The organism is Faecalibacterium sp. I2-3-92, from assembly GCF_023347315.1.
Lineage (GTDB): Bacteria > Bacillota > Clostridia > Oscillospirales > Ruminococcaceae > Faecalibacterium > Faecalibacterium duncaniae.
Map to the genome: position 1 here is coordinate 1,542,102 of NZ_CP094470.1, position 15,781 is coordinate 1,557,882.

Sequence of the window (15,781 nt, forward strand, 5' to 3'; positions counted from 1 at the left end):
GCGCACCACCTGAGTTTTTCATCGTAACGTTATAAACCTTGCCCCTTCCTCGATAATCCCGGCGAGGGAGGGGCATTCTTTTTGCAAGTTCCGTCGGGAGCCGGTCATTTTACCGGAGCTAAACGAAAGGTTTGGTGATTTTCTTGGCTGCTACCACCGTAAAAGTCAAAGAGCCAAAGCGCAGCCGCGCACTGGTCCGGCAGGAGACCATCGCATCCTACCTCTTCCTTCTGCCCAGCCTGATCTTCTTTCTGGGGTTCGTCATCTACCCCATGATCCTCTGCGTGGTCACGAGCTTCTTTGATTCCACCATGAACCGCGCCGATGTCTTTGTCGGCCTTGCAAACTACAAAGAGCTGTTCGCCGATAAGATCTTCCTGGGCGCTCTGAAGAACACCTTCATCATCGTTATCGTGTCGGTGCCTGTGACCTGTGCCTTCTCGCTGTGGGTCAGCTCCGCCATCGTGGATCTGCCCGAGTGGGCCACCAGCCTTTTCCGCTGCGTGTTCTACCTGCCCGTTGTCACCGGTTCCGTTGCCGTTACCGTTGTCTGGAAGTGGATGTACAACAATTACTACGGCATCTTCAACTATCTGGGCAAGACGCTGGGGCTGATCGACAAGAACATCAACTGGCTGGGCGATGAGCGGTTCGCTCTGGGCTGCATCATCCTCATCCTGCTGACCACCTCTGTGGGCCAGCCCATCGTTCTGTATGTTTCCGCCCTGGGCAACGTGGACCAGTCCATCGTAGAGGCTGCCGAAGTGGACGGCGCGACCGATTTCCAGTGCTTCTGGAAGATCAAGTGGCCCGCCATCATGCCCACCACCCTGTACATCCTGGTCATCACCACCATCAACTCCTTCCAGTGCTTTGCGCTGATCCAGCTGCTGACTTCCGGCGGCCCCAACCACAGCACCGATACCATCATGTACTACATCTACTACACCGCATTCAAGCTGTACCGCTACGGCTACGGCAACGCCATGGGTGTTGTGCTTGCCATCATCATTGCCATCCTGTCTGCGATCCAGTTCAAGGCTGGCAACCAGAATAATTGAGGAGGTGCGTAACAATGAGTGCAACTGCTGCAACCGCAAAAAAGCAAAAGCCCTTGAAGCGTCACCCCAGCAAGCTCAAGCAGGCCAGCGCCTATACCATCCTGACCCTGATCCTGATCAGCATTGTGGCCGTAACCTTTGCGTTCCCGCTGTACTGGATCATCACCGGTTCCTTCAAAACCGGTGCAGCCATCAACTCCACCACCCCCGAGTGGTGGCCCCATGAGTGGGTGCTGACCAACTACCAGAAGCTGTTTGCCGGAAAGAGCGCTCCGCTGTGGCAGCTGGCCGTCCCCTTCAGTGCACGCTTCAGTGCCGACGGCGATCCCATCTACTTCTCGGTCGGACCCACCGCTCCTGCTGCCCTGCGCTGGATGATCAACACCGTGTTCATGGCTGTTGTCTCCATGATCCTGACCTGCATCACCGCCGCCATGGCCGGTTATGCACTGGCCAAGAAGCGCTTTGTGGGCCGTCAGCTCCTGTTCACCCTGATCGTGTGCGCAATGGCTCTGCCCAAGCAGGTCATTCTGATCCCCCTGCTGCGTGAGATGAGTGCCCTGAACCTCTACAACACCATCTGGGCCGTCATCTTCCCCATCGTCGGCTGGCCATTCGGTGTGTTCCTGATGAAACAGTTCAGTGAGGGCATCCCCACAGAAATGCTGGAGGCCGCCCGCATTGACGGTGCAAGTGAAGCCAAGACCTTTATCAGCATCGTGCTGCCCATGGTCAAGCCGGGCATCGGTGCTCTGGCCATCTTCACCTTTATCAACAGCTGGAACGATTACTTCATGCAGTTGATCATGCTGTCCAGCACCAGCAACCTGACCATTTCTCTGGGCATTGCAAAGCTGCAGGCGGAAAACAGCACCGACTTCGGTCTGATCATGGCAGGTGCTGCACTGGCTGCTGTGCCTATCATCATCATCTTCCTCATCTTCCAGAAGTACTTCACCAAAGGCATCGCAATGGGTGCCGTTAAGGGCTAAAATCCCGACCGCCGCCTGCGGCGGGAACAGGGAGGGATTTTTGGCGCAGCGGTCAGCAGGATGCGAGGCCCGCCCAAGGGCCGAAGCAGACGCTGGGCACCGCAAGAGGGCGCTGATCTCGTTGACCGAACGAAAAGCGTTGGAGCTTGATGTTCAGGAAGCAATTTTTGGCGCAGCGGTCTGCAAGACGCAAGGCCCGCACCAAGGGCCGAAGCGGATGCAGGGCACCGCAAGAGGGCGCTGATGCAGTGAACAGAACAAATAAGCATATAGGAGCTTAAGGAGACAAACTATGAAAGATATCACTAAGTACCAGGGCGTTATCCCCGCTTTCTACGCCTGCTACGACGCAGAGGGCAATATTTCCACTGAGGGTGTCAAGGCCCTCACCCGCCACCTGATCGCCAAGGGCGTTAAGGGCGTGTATGTCGGCGGTTCCTCCGGTGAGTGCATCTACCAGCATGTGGATGAGCGCAAAGCCGTTCTGGAAGCCGTGATGAGCGAAGCCAAAGGCAAGCTGACCGTCATTGCACATGTTGGCTGCAACAACACCGCCGACAGTGTGGAGCTGGCCCGCCATGCCGAGAGCGTGGGTGTGGATGCCATCGCCTCTATCCCCCCCATCTACTTCCACCTGCCCGAGTATGCCATTGCAAAATACTGGAATGACATGTCCGCTGCTGCTCCCAATACCGAATTCGTTATCTACAACATTCCCCAGCTGGCTGGCACCGGCCTGACCATGAGCCTGCTGAAGGAGATGCTCAAGAACCCCAACGTGGTGGCTGTCAAGAACAGCTCCATGCCCACCCAGGACATCCAGATGTTCAAGGATGCCGGTATCGCTGCCCGCGGCGAAGGCAACTTTGTGGTCTTCAACGGCCCCGATGAGCAGTTCGTCTCCGGCCGCGTCATCGGCGCAGACGGCGGCATCGGCGGCACCTACGCTGTGATGCCTGAGCTGTATCTGGCCATGAACGAGCATATCAACAAGGGCGAGGTCAAGGAAGCACAGGCCCTCCAGTACGAGGCCGACCGCATCATCTACAAGATGTGTGAGGCCCACGGCAACCTGTACGCCGTGCAGAAAGAGATCCTGCGCCGGATGTACGGTCTGGAGCTGGGCGGCGTGCGTGAGCCCATGCCCAGCCTGATCCCCGAGGATGAGGCCATCGTGGCCGAAGCACAGGCCATGATCGAAGCCGCCATCGCAAAACTGTAAGCTGAACAAGCGCCCCCTCTCCGTCTCTTTTCAGAGGGGAGGCGGGCGCTTCTTTTTTGGAGGGAAAGCGTATGATCTGCGATACCCTGGATCAACTGCATCTGTACAAGGGGTTCCACAAAAACCTCGACACGGCCATTGAGTTTCTGGCCGCACACCCGCTGGATACCCTGCCGCTGGGCCGTACCGAAGTGGACGGCGACGAGGTGTTCATCAATGTGATGGATGCCGATCTCAAACCCCACACCGGTTCCCACGCCGAATATCACCGGCTCTACGCCGATCTGCAGATCGACCTGACCGGCGGCGAGGGCTGGGGCTACGAGACCGCCCCCGGCACCGAGGTGGAGCCCTACCAGCCGGATATCGGCAAAAAGGACAGCGAAGATGCCGTTTTCGGCGCTCTGGGCGAGGGGCGGTTCGTCCTCTTCTTCCCCGGTGAGCTGCACCGCCCCGGCGTGGAAATGCCCGGCTGCGATCGTGTCCGCAAAGCTGTTGTCAAGATCAAGATGGAGGATAAGTATCATGGATAAGGAAAAACTGTTTGCTCAGATCAAGGGCGGGCTGATCGTCTCCTGCCAGGCATTGGAGCACGAGCCCCTGTACACCAAGGAGGGCGGCGTGATGCCCCTGATGGCCAAGGCTGCCGCCATGAGCGGCGCGGTGGGCATCCGTGCCAACACCGTGCGGGACATCACCCAGATCAAGGAGGTCGTGGACCTGCCCGTGATCGGCATCATCAAAAAGGACTACCCCGGCACCCCCATGTACATCACTGTGACCATGAAAGAAGTGGACGAGCTGGTGGCCTGCGGCGTGGATATTCTGGCGGTGCAGGGCACGGGAGCTCTCCGCCCGGACGGCTCCACCTCCGCTGAGTTCATCCGCGCCATCAAGGCAAAGTACCCGGATCAGCTGGTGATGGCCGACTGCGACAACTTTGAGAACGCCATGGCCTGCGCCGAGGCCGGTGCCGACTTTGTGGGCACCACCATGCGCGGCTACACCCCTGAGACCCAGGGCATTGACGACATCGATTTTGATTTCGTCCACAAGCTGGCCACCGAGTGCCCCGCCAAAGTCATTGCCGAGGGCCACATCCACTACCCCGAGCAGGCCGTCAAGGCACTGGAAGCCGGTGCTTTTGCACTAGTGGTAGGCGGTGCCATCACCCGCCCTGCCGAGATTACGGCCCGCTTCACCGGAGCCATCAACGCCATGAACAAGTAAAACGGGGACACTGAGATGAAACAGTATCTTGCGATCGATATCGGCGGCACTGCCGTCAAGCTGGGCATCGTGGATGAGACCGGCGCGGTAGGCTCCAAGGCCGAGGAGAGCGTCAACTTTGACGGCTACCAGACCCCGGTGCTGACCACCGTGCTCAAAGCCGCCAAAGCCTTTGTGGAGACCCAGAACATCGACGTGAACACACTGGAAGGCGTGGGCGTTTCGGCCACCGGCCAGATTGACAGCCGCAAAGGCATCGTGGCCGGTACCTGCGGCAACTTTCCCAACTACATCAACAGCCCCATCCAGGCCGAACTGGAACGGCTCTTCGGCCTACCCGTCACCGTCGCCAACGATGCCAACTGCATGACGCTGGGCGAGGTCTGGGTCGGCGGCGCAAAGGGTTATACCGATGTCATCGGCGTGACCCTGGGCACTGGCGTTGGCGGCGGCATCCTGACCGGCGGCCGCCTTTTGGAAGGTGCCCGCGGACTGGGCGGTGAGCTGGGCCACTACCGCACCCATGCACTGGACGGTATCCCCTGCACCTGCGGTGCCACCGGCTGCTGGGAGCGCTACGCCGCCACCACGGCTCTGGTACGGGCCGCACAGGAAAAGGACCCGGCCTGGAAAGACGGCCGCGCCATTTTTGCTGCCGCAGAGGCTGGCAACGAGACCGTTCTGGCCCTGCTGGATGCCTGGACGGATGAGATCGCACAGGGCCTTGCAGGCATGGTGCACATCTTTAACCCGCAGCTCATTCTCATCGGCGGCGGCGTGAGCGCCCAGCAGAAGCTGCTCATCGAGCCCATTGCCGCCAAAGTCAGGGCCTCCGTTATGCCCGCCTTTGCCGAGGGGCTGGAGATCCGCGCCGCCCAGCTGCACAATGATGCCGGTATGGTAGGCGCAGTCTATTACTTCCGCCAGCAGCACGGCGAAGCCTGATCATCTGAACGATCAAAGGAGTGTATTGAGATGAAAACACATATTCTCTGCCTGGGCGATTCCAACACCCACGGTTATTGTGCCGACCCCAAGGATAACGCCGACGGCGGCATCCGCTTCAACGAGGACGAGCGGTGGACCTGCCGCCTGCAGACTGCTCTGGGCGACAAGTATCTGGTAACCGAAGAGGGCCTTTCCGGCCGCACCACCGTTTTTGCAGACCCCATCCACGAGTCCATGGATGCTCTGAGCGTGGCCTATCCCCTGCTCAAGAGCCATGAAGTCATCGACCTGCTCATCATCATGCTGGGCACCAACGATGTGAAAGAGCGCTTCAACGCAAACGCCGCCTGCATTGGTGCGGGCATGGAGCGCCTGATCCAGAAGTGCAAGACCGTGGACTGCTGGGGCGGCAGGGAGCCCAACATCCTTGTGGTTGCTCCTCCGCGCATCAAGGAAGGCTTCCATGATGAGGTCATGGGCGACGGCTGTGTGGAGAAATCCAAGGGCGTTGCCGGCTGGTACAAGATCATTGCAGAGCGCAATAATGTCCATTTCCTGGATGCTGAAGGCTGCGAGTTCAACCAGATCGACTTCATGCACCTGACCCGTAAGGGCCACGCACAGCTGGCCGAAAAGCTGGCCGAGCTGGTGCCGACGCTGCTCTGAGTCAAAAAGAACAACCCTCTCCGTCATTGCCTCGCAATGCCGCTTCACCCTTTCGGGGGAAGCAGGCAAAGCAAAAGGCTTTGACGGAGAGGGTTGTTTTCTTTTGTCAGATGTAATCCGAAATATACGGGATCTTATGGAAGAGCACGTCATCCAGCCGTTCCACAGCCTCTTCCCTGCCCTCGATGCGCTCCAGCTCATACAGACGCTCTGCGGTCTTGTAGCCCAGCAACAGGGTGGTAAAGGTGCCGATGCCCATTTTTAGGTGATACTCGGCGGGTTCACGGGTCATGGTGCAGTGCCCATCCGCAAAGCGAACGTTGAACGTCCGGTCGTTCCATGGCAGAAGCGAGTCCTCGATCTCCAGCTCGATGCACAGGGTGCCGCCGTCCGGGTCACAGGGGTAATCGGCGAGGAAATCCTCCACGTCGATGATGCGTCCCATGGCATAGGGGCGGATGCTCTCCTTGATGTCGCCATCATCCATCTCAAAGGCGATGGGTTCGCTGAAATAGGTGCTGCCGTGCACCTCATCGATCATGGAATCATGGGCATGGATATACTCCCACAGGCCTTTCTGGGCCTCGCGGTTGAGGTAGACCATCTCCTTGATGTGCATGATGTCGTTTTTGATGAGGTAGACCATGTAGCCGCAGGGCTTATCCTTGACGTTGTAGTAGACCGCAACATTGGTATCGTCCTCGTCCCAGCGCCAGTATTCCTCCCAGGCCAGACTGTTGCGGAACAGACAGCCATGGGTGATGGACGCAAAGTGGGAGTGCAGCTCATGGAACTCGGTATTATCCCAGCTGACACGCCGGACATAGCCGGGGGCCTTGACCTTGGTGGGGATCTGCCGGTCCTTGATGTTGAACGAGATCTTGTTGGAAACGATCTCCCAGCCCAGATGATGGTACAGCGGAATGCTGTACGGGTAGAGTAGGGCGAAGGATTTGCCCTCCTCGTGCATCTGGGTCAGGCCCTTGATCATCAGGTGCTTCATAATGCCCTGCCCGGTGTACTCCGGGTAGGTGCAGACACTGGTGACAAAGCCCACATGGTAGACCGTATCGTAGATGTTCATTTTCAGCGGATAGACGGCAAACTGGGACACCAGCGTGTCTCCATCAAAGCAGCCCAGCACATCGGCACGTTCCAGCACCGGGAACTTGGACTGCTTGATTTCATCGTCCTTCCAGCCTGTGGCAGTCAGCTCTTCTTCCGTGACCTGAAAGGTGTAGCGGAGCAGTGCATTGTACTGATCCAGATCCTTCGCTTCCAGATAACGGGTCAGATAATGGTCTGCGGCGTTCATACGAACACCCCCGTCCTTACGGGGTCAGACGGTTGGGGCCGCGGAACAGGAACTCCGCGTCCTTGATGCTCTCGCCCACCAGCAGCATGGTCAGGCGGTCGATGCCCAGACCGAAGCCGCCGTGCGGGGGGCAGCCATACTGGAAGAACTCCAGATAGAACTTGACATCCTCAGCCAGACCCTTTTCCTCAGCCTGCTTCTTCAGCACCTCATAGCGGTGCTCGCGCTGAGCACCGGTGGTGATCTCCACACCGCGCCAGATCAGGTCGTAGCCCTGAGGCACGCCGTTCTCGTCGCGCATGTGGTAGAAAGCGCGCTTCTCAGCATCGTAATCCGTGACGAAGAGGAACTCGTGGTTATAGTGCTTCTTCACCCAGTCGTAGCTCAGGCGCTCGGCCTCAGTGGTCAGGTCGCCCTTCTCGGAATCGTCCACCACATAGCCGAAGTCCTCTTCCAGACCCTTGTACAGGTCAGCCAGCTTGACCACGGGGAACGGGGTCTCGGGCACGATGACTTCCTTACCGAACAGTTCCTGGATCTGATCGCCGTAAGCGTCCTTCACAGCCTGCAGGCCAGCCTTGAGCAGCTGCTCCTCCATGGCCATGACATCCTTGTAAGAGGTGATGTAGCTGAACTCCAGATCGAAGCCGGAGAACTCCGTGGCGTGCTTGTTGGTATAGCTCTTCTCGGCGCGGAACACAGGGCCGGTCTCGAAGATGCGCTCAAAGCCTGCAGCCATTGCCATCTGCTTGTAGAACTGGGGGCTCTGTGCCAGATAGGCATTGCGGTCGAAGTAATCCACCTTGAACACCTCAGAGCCGCTCTCGCTGGCAGCAGCGATCAGCTTGGGGGTGTGGATCTCGATGAAGTTCTGGTCCAGCAGGAACTTGCGCATGGCGTTGACCATGCAGCTCTGGGCCTTGAACATCAGCTGGTTCTCGTCGGTGCGCAGATCGACCCAGCGGTAATCAATGCGCTGGTCGATGCTGGAACGCTCCACTGCCTTTTTCTTCTTGGTGGCGGCAATGGCCTTGCGGGCAATGGGCAGTGCATCCGCAATGCTCTCCACCTCGATGGCCTCGGGGATCATCTCGATGCCGCCCATCTTGACGTAGTCGTTCTCGACCACCTTACCGGTGACAGTGATGACAGAATCAGGGGTCAGCTGATCAATGGTGTCCACCAGATCAGGATGATCCTCTTTTTCAACCGTGATCTGCAGCTTGCCGGTGATATCCTTCAGTACGATAAAGGCCATATACTTGCTGTTGCGCAGGTTTTCAATAAAGCCCTGTACCTTGACCGTATTGCCAATTTCCTTTTGTACCTCGTTGATGTAGGTGCGATTCATGGAAATCCTCCTTTGATGTCTTATACCGTTTTATTATACGCTTTTCAGGGGATAAATCAAGTATTCTGCCCGGGCCAGTCTTACTTCTTGTGGTTTTCCTCTTCGTGCAAAGTGCCGGTGCCGCCCTCGACCACACCGTCGTGGTCGAGCACCGCCCTGATGGTGCCAAAGAAGCACTTTACGTCCATACCAAAGCTCAGGTGCTCCACATAGTAGCCGTCCAGCCGGGCCTTGTCCACGATCTCCAGCTCATCCCGCCCATGGATCTGAGCCCAGCCGGTCAGGCCGGGGCGGACATCGTTGGCACCGTACTTGTCCCGCTCGGCCAGAAGGTCATACTGGTTCCACAGCGCCGGGCGCGGGCCGATGACTGCCATATCGCCCACAAAGATGTTCCAGAGCTGGGGCAGCTCGTCCAGACTGGTCTTGCGCAGGAAGTGCCCCACCCGGGTGATATACTGATCCGGGTCCTTGAGCATGTGGGTGGGCATATCGTGGGGGGTGTCGATGCGCATGGTGCGGAACTTGAGGATATTGAAATGCTGTTTGTGGATGCCCACCCGCTTCTGCCTGAAAAAGATCGGTCCCGGGGAATCGATCTTGATGGCAAGGCAGAGGATGAGCAGCAGCGGCGAGAGCACGATCATGCCGCAGAGGGACAGAATGACCGCCAGCAGCCGCTTGATGCCGTTTCGATACATGGAAAATCCTCCCTTTTCAGAGTACCTTTTATTATAGCAAGCCCTTCGACAGTTTGCAATCCATTCCGTGCAGTTTCACGCCTGAGGGGCTCCGGCAGGCGCAACAGAAGTATTGGCTGTTGCGCAGACCACAAAGCGCCTGTTTTGTTGCATTATTTATCCTGTTTTCTCTCTTGTTCCGGAACGATTTCTGCCGTATCATTACAGTAACAACTCTATCTGAAACAGGAGGTCTATTCTGTGATCCAGCGTTTTTCTTTCGGGCATCCCTTCTCCACCCAGAGCGTTGTGCTGTCTCTTCCGGCGGAAAGCGGCCCCGTCCCCTTTCTGACTCCCGACGACAGCGGCTGGCGGCTCACCCTCAGTGAGCAGGCTGCGGTCTACGGTCTGGGCGAAATGCCCCGCGGCATCAACAAGCGCGGCTGGCACTACATCACCAACAACACCGATGAATCCCGCCACAGCGAGGACAAGCTTTCCTTCTATGGTGCGCACAATTTCCTGCTGGTGCGGGACGGCGGCACCTGCTTTGGCCTGTTCGTGGATTTCCCGGGCAAGGTGTATTACGACATCGGCTATACCCGCCACGATCTTTTCTCTTTCCACACCGAGACCCCCGACTATGATCTGTATCTCCTCTCCGGCGGGAACGAGAATGCGATCTGCAAGGAGTTCCGCACCCTCATCGGCCGCAGCTACATCCCGCCCAAGTGGGCATTCGGTCTGGCACAGAGCCGCTGGGGCTACAAGACCGAGGAGGACGTGCGGGAGGTTGCACGCCAGTACAAGGAGCACGACCTGCCGCTGGATATGATCTGCATGGACATCGAGTATATGCAGGACTATGCCGATTTCACCGTAAACAAGGAACGTTTTCCTGACCTTGCAAAGCTCTCCGCCGACCTGAAAGCGCAGGGCATCCGGCTGGTGCCCATCATCGATGCCGGCGTGCGCATCGACCCCAACGACCCCACCTGCACCGAGGGTCTGGAAAAAGGATACTTCTGCAAAAAGGCCGATGGAACCCCCTTTGTGGCGGCAGTCTGGCCCGGCAAGGCCTACTTTGCCGACTTCCTGCGCCCTGAGGTGCGGGAGTGGTTCGGCCACAAATACAAGGCCCTGACCGACTGCGGCATCGAGGGCTTTTGGAACGATATGAATGAGCCCTCCCTCTTCTACTCACCCGAGCGGCTGCGCGCTTTTCTGAACGACATGGCCGCCCTGCGGGAGAAGGACAACATTGAGCAGGAGGAGTTCTTCCCGCGCGTGGTGGGCGGTGCCATGGGACTGATGAACAGCCCGGCAGACTACGCCAGCTTCTACCACGAGGTGGACGGCCAGAAAGTGCGCCACGATCAGGTCCACAACCTCTACGGCGGCAGCATGACCCGCGCCGCTGGCGAAGCCTTTGCCGACCTGCGCCCGGGCCAGCGCACCCTGCTTTACAGCCGCTCCAGCTTCATTGGCAGCCACCGCTACGGCGGCATCTGGCTGGGCGACAACAATTCCAGCTGGGCCCAGCTGCTGGCCAACATCCAGATGATGCCCAGTGTCCAGATGTGCGGTTTCCTGTACAGCGGTGCCGACCTCTGCGGCTTCTCCTCCGATACCACGCCGGATCTTGCCCTGCGCTGGCTTGAGTTCGGTCTGCTCACCCCGCTGATGCGCAACCACTCCGCGGTGGGCACCCGGATGCAGGAATACTACCGCTTCCCCGAGGTGCTGCCCGCTGTGCGCAATATGATCCGTCTGCGCTACGCCCTGCTGCCCTACCTGTACAGCGAATTTATGAAGGCCGCGCTGGAAAACACCAGCTACTTCCGGCCGTTGGCCTTCGACTACCCGGATGACCCCGATGCCCGGGAGGTGGAAGATCAGCTTCTGCTGGGCGAGGGCCTGATGGCAGCGCCTGTCTATGTCCAGAATGCCCACGGGCGGCATGTCTACCTGCCCGAATCCATGAAGCTCCTGCGCCTGCGGGCTGTGGACGACTACGATGAAGAGATCCTGCCCGCCGGGCACCACTATATCCGCTGTGCGCTGGACGAAGTGCTGTTGTTCCTCCGTCCGGGTCACATCGTTCCCGTGGCACAGCCCGCCAACAACACCTCTGAGCTGGATGATGCCAGCCTGACCCTGTGGAGCTTCCTGCCCGACGGCGAATCTGCGGAGTACCGGATGTACCGGGATGACGGCGTGACAACAGGATATGAGAAGAAAGAGCACTGGAAAACGCTGCAGATCCATCATTCCTGATCGAAGTGTCCCGGAAAGGCAGGATCTCCCCTGCGCAGCATCTTGTATTTTACAGAAAACTGTATTATAATATAGGTGTTGTTTACAATTTGCGTTGTGCCGCAAAACGGCACGGCGCATTTTTTACGCTTCAATTTTGGTGCAAGAGTATGAGAGAAGTTTCAAAGGAGGCGGAGCTTTCATGACACAAATGTCCCAGGCCGGTGATCTGACCAGCGGCCCGATGCTGAAAAAGATCATCCTGTTTTCCCTACCGCTGGCGGCATCCAGCTTTTTGCAGCTGCTGTTCAATGCTGCCGATGTGGTCGTGGTGGGCCGGTTCGTCGGCAGCGCCGCGCTGGCAGCAGTTGGTTCCAACGGTGCGCTCATCAACCTGCTGGTCAACCTGTTTGTCGGCCTTGCGCTGGGCGCAAATGTTGTGGCTGCCCGCTGCTATGGCGCAAAGGATGACCAGGGCGTGCACGAAGCGGTGCAGACCGCTGTTACCCTGAGCCTTGTGGGCGGCGTACTGATGGCTTTTGTGGGCTTTTTTGCAGCCCACGGCCTGCTGGAACTGATGTCCAGCCCCGAGGATGTCATTGACCTTGCCACCCTTTACCTGAAGATCTACTTCATCGGAATGCCGATGACCATGCTGTACAACTTCAACGCCTCCCTGCTGCGTGCCGTGGGCGACACCCGCCGCCCGCTGGTCTGTCTGGCGGTGGCAGGTGTCATCAATGTGGTGCTGAACCTGCTGTTCGTCATCGTGTTCCAGATGAGCGTGGCGGGTGTTGCGCTGGCCACCATCCTCAGCCAGACGGTATCCGCCATTATGGTCACGGTGCTGCTAGTCAAGGAAGAGGGTGCCATGCACCTTGACCTGCGGCATCTGGGCTTCCACAAGAAAGCCCTGCTGCAGATCATCCAGATCGGCCTGCCCGCCGGTCTGCAGAGCACCGTGTTCAGCCTGTCCAACGTGGTGATCCAGTCGGCTATCAATTCCTTTGGCTCCACGGTCGTGGCCGGAAACTCTGCCGCATCCAACCTCGAGGGCTTCATCTACACCGGCATGAATGCCTTTGCGCAGGCGGCCGTGACCTTTACCAGCCAGAACGTGGGTGCCCGCCGGTACGACAACCTCGACCGCGTCATGCGCAACTGTCTGCTCTGCGTCACTGTGGCGGGCCTGTTCCTGGGCTGCGGCGCTTACTTTGGCGGTGAGGTCCTGCTGCACTTCTACTCCACGGATGAAGCCGTGGTGGCTGCCGGCCTGTCCCGGATGCAGATCATCTGCACTGCCTACTTCCTGTGCGGCATAATGGACACTCTGGCCAGCTGCCTGCGCGGCCGCGGCTACTCGGTGATCCCCATGATCGTCAGTCTGGTGGGCAGCTGCCTGCTCCGTCTGGTCTGGATCGCAACTATCTTCCGGATGTTCCGCTCCACCGGCACGCTGTACATCAGCTATCCCCTCAGCTGGGCCCTGACCGCAGGGGTGCATCTCATTTGCCTGCTGGTCGTGCGCAAAAAGATGAACGATCAGCTGAAGGAAGAGAGCCGCCTGGCCACCTAACAAAAAACGCTCTCCTGTGCTCAGCAGGAGGGCATTTTTTGTTTACAGCATCTTCTTTAACAGATATCGGTCATACCCGCCGTACATCTCACGGCGGTCGGCAATGACAAAACCGCAGGCAAGGGCATTGTTCAGGCTGTATTGATTCTCCGGGCTAACGGTGGCCCCGATGCCCACGATGCCGGGCCGGACAAGGGGCAGCGCAGCTTCCAGCAGCTTCCGCTGCAGGCCGTTGCCCCGCCAGTCCGGGTGGACCACCGCGCTGTCCGCATTGGCCCAGTGCTCCCACTCCTCCCGGGGCACCCCCAGAAAGGCCGCATAGTTGTGTGCGCTCCGGCCGCAGTAGCGCAGGATAAAGTACGCCCCCAGCCGTTCGCCGTCGTATGCCCCGATGCACAGGCCCTCCCTCAGGTAGGCCGTGATATTCTCCAGTGTGTCCGGCACAAACTGCTCCGGGTGGGGCATGGCGGCCCGCACTTCGTTCTGCAAAGCAAAGAATGCGGCGGCATCTGCAGGGCCGCACCGGCGCAGGCGAATGGGAAGCTGTGCAGACCGACCACACACTTTTTGCAGTATCAGTTCCATTTTGTGAACCCTCCAAAAATAAAATCATACTTTCTGCTGGATTCCAGTATAATTACCATTCAAAATAAAGTCAAATCATGCTATAATGAAAGTAAGAGAATCTGTCCGGCGCAGCTTTTGGGATGCAGGGCAGGTTTTCCCAAGTCCAGGCGGGCACTGCCCCGCCCGCGAACCGGAGGAACAGCCCATGAAAGAATCCAGCTCTTCGTCATCCATCCGCCTGGGCGGTGCGGTCATCAGTGACCGTGTCGTCGCGGCGCTTCTGGAAGAACTGCGCACCGGTCGCTACGCCGATGCTGACCGCCTGCCCGCCGAGGTCGATCTGGCCGCGGAACTCGGTGTCAGCCGTACCGTGATCCGGGACGCGCTGAGCGAGATGGAGCGCGCCGGTTACATCGAGCGCGTGCGCGGCATTGGCACAGTGGTCAACCGCACCGTGCTCGGCCTGCGCAGCCGCCTTGACCAGAAGCTGGAATATTACCCGCTGATCCGCAGCTTTGGCAGCTACCCCCACGCCGATGGCATCCAGATCTATCCCATCCGCGCCGGGGCCGAGCTTGCCCGGGATCTTGCCATTGCACCGGGGGATGAGGTCATCTGCATCAAGAAACGCATCCTGGCCGACACCACCCCGGTCATCTACTCCATCGATTATCTGCCCCGCGCCCTCTTTGGCAGCCGGGACTACACCCGCATCGACCTGAGCGGCGGCGTGTTCGATATCCTGGAGCAGGAATGCAACCAGCAGATCTCTTCGAATGTGGCCCACCTCAAGGCCAGCTACGGCGACGAGGCCATCCGGGCTGCCATGCGTCTTGCCCCCGGCGAGGCCATGCTGCTGCTGGACGAGATCTGCTTCAACCGTCTGTGCCACCCGGTCATGCGCTCACTGAGTTATTACACGAATTTCTTCGATTTTTCCATTCTACGAAAATTACTTTGACGGAGGTAAAATTCATGCGCCATCTCATCGATCCCTTGGATTTCAGCCAGGAGGAGATCACCTCTCTGCTGGATCTGGCCGACCGCATCCGCTCCGATCCTGCCGCTTACCAGGACGTTGCGGCTCACAAAAAGCTCGCCACCTTGTTCTATGAGCCGTCTACCCGCACCCGCCTTTCCTTTGAGGCGGCCATGCTGAACCTGGGCGGCCATGTGCTGGGCTTCCCGAGCGAGACCGTCTCCAGCGCTTCCAAGGGAGAAAGCGTTGCAGATACCATCCGTGTGGTCTCCTGCTATGCTGATATCGTGGCAATGCGCCATCCCAAAGAAGGCGCACCGTTCCGCGCTTCCCGCTACTCCCGCATCCCGGTCATCAACGCCGGTGACGGCGGCCACCAGCACCCCACCCAGACCATGACCGATTTGATGACCATCCGCACCCGGATGGGTCGGCTGGATAATCTGACCATCGGCCTATGCGGCGATCTGAAGTTCGGCCGCACCGTCCATTCTCTCATCAAGACCATGGCACGCTGCAAGAACATCCGCTTTGTGCTCATCAGCCCCGAGGAGCTGCGGGTGCCCGACTACATCATCAAGGACGTGCTGGAGGCCAACGGCATTGAGTACCGTGAGACCCGGAGCCTGGAGGAATCCATGCCTGAGCTGGATATCCTGTACATGACCCGTGTGCAGAAGGAGCGTTTCTTCAACGAGGAGGATTATATCCGCCTGAAGAACAGCTACATCCTGACCAGCGAAAAGATGGCCCTTGCCAAGCCTGAAATGGCAGTGCTGCATCCCCTGCCCCGCGTGAACGAGATCGCACTGGATGTGGACAACGACCCCCGTGCTGCCTACTTTGAGCAGGTGCAGAACGGCGTATACATCCGCATGGCACTGATCATGACGCTGCTGGGTCTTGCCGACCCCAAGGCACCGAAGGAGGGTAACTGA

The 15,781-nt window shown here is 58.7% G+C and carries 15 protein-coding genes; 11 read left to right on the forward strand and 4 right to left on the reverse strand.

Annotated features, from left to right (window positions below; translation table 11 throughout):
- Positions 1 to 134: 134 nt before the first annotated feature.
- The 7 genes from MTP42_RS07535 (at position 135) to MTP42_RS07565 (ending at position 6,119) form a co-directional block, all read left to right on the forward strand.
- A complete protein-coding gene (locus tag MTP42_RS07535; RefSeq protein ID WP_035394544.1) occupies positions 135 to 1,061 on the forward strand; it encodes a carbohydrate ABC transporter permease in 927 nt (308 codons plus the stop codon).
- Positions 1,062 to 1,075: 14 nt separating this feature from the next.
- Positions 1,076 to 2,053 carry a carbohydrate ABC transporter permease gene (locus MTP42_RS07540; RefSeq protein ID WP_156073906.1) on the forward strand — a complete coding sequence of 326 codons (978 nt, stop codon included), beginning with the start codon at positions 1,076 to 1,078 and terminating at the stop codon, positions 2,051 to 2,053.
- A 292-nt stretch (positions 2,054 to 2,345) separates the two neighbouring features.
- On the forward strand, positions 2,346 to 3,275 hold the full coding sequence (locus MTP42_RS07545; protein WP_005934429.1) for a dihydrodipicolinate synthase family protein: 930 nt from the start codon (positions 2,346 to 2,348) through the stop codon (positions 3,273 to 3,275).
- Positions 3,276 to 3,346: 71 nt separating this feature from the next.
- Entirely contained in the window at positions 3,347 to 3,808 is a 462-nt protein-coding gene (locus MTP42_RS07550; RefSeq protein WP_117534139.1) for a YhcH/YjgK/YiaL family protein, read from the forward strand.
- Entirely contained in the window at positions 3,801 to 4,505 is a 705-nt protein-coding gene (locus tag MTP42_RS07555; RefSeq protein ID WP_005934431.1) for an N-acetylmannosamine-6-phosphate 2-epimerase, read from the forward strand. The genes MTP42_RS07550 and MTP42_RS07555 overlap by 8 nt, the downstream gene beginning before the upstream one ends.
- 15 nt (positions 4,506 to 4,520) lie before the next feature.
- Complete coding sequence (locus MTP42_RS07560; protein ID WP_156075740.1) at positions 4,521 to 5,450, forward strand: ROK family protein; 930 nt, start codon at positions 4,521 to 4,523, stop codon at positions 5,448 to 5,450.
- Positions 5,451 to 5,480: 30 nt separating this feature from the next.
- Entirely contained in the window at positions 5,481 to 6,119 is a 639-nt protein-coding gene (locus MTP42_RS07565) for a GDSL-type esterase/lipase family protein (protein WP_249257047.1), read from the forward strand.
- Between the two features lie 106 nt (positions 6,120 to 6,225).
- On the opposite strand, the gene MTP42_RS07570 is transcribed toward MTP42_RS07565, so the two are convergent.
- From MTP42_RS07570 to MTP42_RS07580, 3 genes are all read right to left on the reverse strand, one after another.
- Positions 6,226 to 7,434 (reverse strand): GNAT family N-acetyltransferase, encoded by a 1,209-nt coding sequence (locus MTP42_RS07570; protein WP_097771202.1) that lies wholly within the window; start codon positions 7,432 to 7,434, stop codon positions 6,226 to 6,228.
- A gap of 16 nt (positions 7,435 to 7,450) precedes the next feature.
- Positions 7,451 to 8,785, reverse strand: coding sequence for an aspartate--tRNA(Asn) ligase (gene aspS, locus MTP42_RS07575; protein WP_097771203.1), 1,335 nt, complete (start codon positions 8,783 to 8,785; stop codon positions 7,451 to 7,453).
- 80 nt (positions 8,786 to 8,865) lie between these two features.
- Complete coding sequence (locus tag MTP42_RS07580; protein ID WP_097771204.1) at positions 8,866 to 9,486, reverse strand: sugar transferase; 621 nt, start codon at positions 9,484 to 9,486, stop codon at positions 8,866 to 8,868.
- Between the two features lie 240 nt (positions 9,487 to 9,726).
- Between MTP42_RS07580 and MTP42_RS07585 the strand changes: the two genes are divergently transcribed.
- Both MTP42_RS07585 and MTP42_RS07590 read left to right on the forward strand, forming a co-directional pair.
- Positions 9,727 to 11,742, forward strand: coding sequence for a glycoside hydrolase family 31 protein (locus MTP42_RS07585; protein WP_249257048.1), 2,016 nt, complete (start codon positions 9,727 to 9,729; stop codon positions 11,740 to 11,742).
- Between the two features lie 181 nt (positions 11,743 to 11,923).
- Positions 11,924 to 13,297 carry an MATE family efflux transporter gene (locus tag MTP42_RS07590; RefSeq protein ID WP_249257049.1) on the forward strand — a complete coding sequence of 458 codons (1,374 nt, stop codon included), beginning with the start codon at positions 11,924 to 11,926 and terminating at the stop codon, positions 13,295 to 13,297.
- Positions 13,298 to 13,339: 42 nt separating this feature from the next.
- On the opposite strand, the gene MTP42_RS07595 is transcribed toward MTP42_RS07590, so the two are convergent.
- Complete coding sequence (locus MTP42_RS07595) at positions 13,340 to 13,882, reverse strand: GNAT family N-acetyltransferase (protein ID WP_249257050.1); 543 nt, start codon at positions 13,880 to 13,882, stop codon at positions 13,340 to 13,342.
- Positions 13,883 to 14,069: 187 nt separating this feature from the next.
- Here MTP42_RS07595 and MTP42_RS07600 point away from each other — a divergent pair, with 187 nt between their 5' ends.
- The gene (locus tag MTP42_RS07600) at positions 14,070 to 14,825 is read left to right on the forward strand and encodes a GntR family transcriptional regulator (RefSeq protein WP_249257051.1); all 756 of its coding nucleotides are present in this window, start codon (positions 14,070 to 14,072) and stop codon (positions 14,823 to 14,825) included.
- A gap of 14 nt (positions 14,826 to 14,839) precedes the next feature.
- Complete coding sequence (gene pyrB / locus MTP42_RS07605; protein WP_035394477.1) at positions 14,840 to 15,781, forward strand: aspartate carbamoyltransferase; 942 nt, start codon at positions 14,840 to 14,842, stop codon at positions 15,779 to 15,781.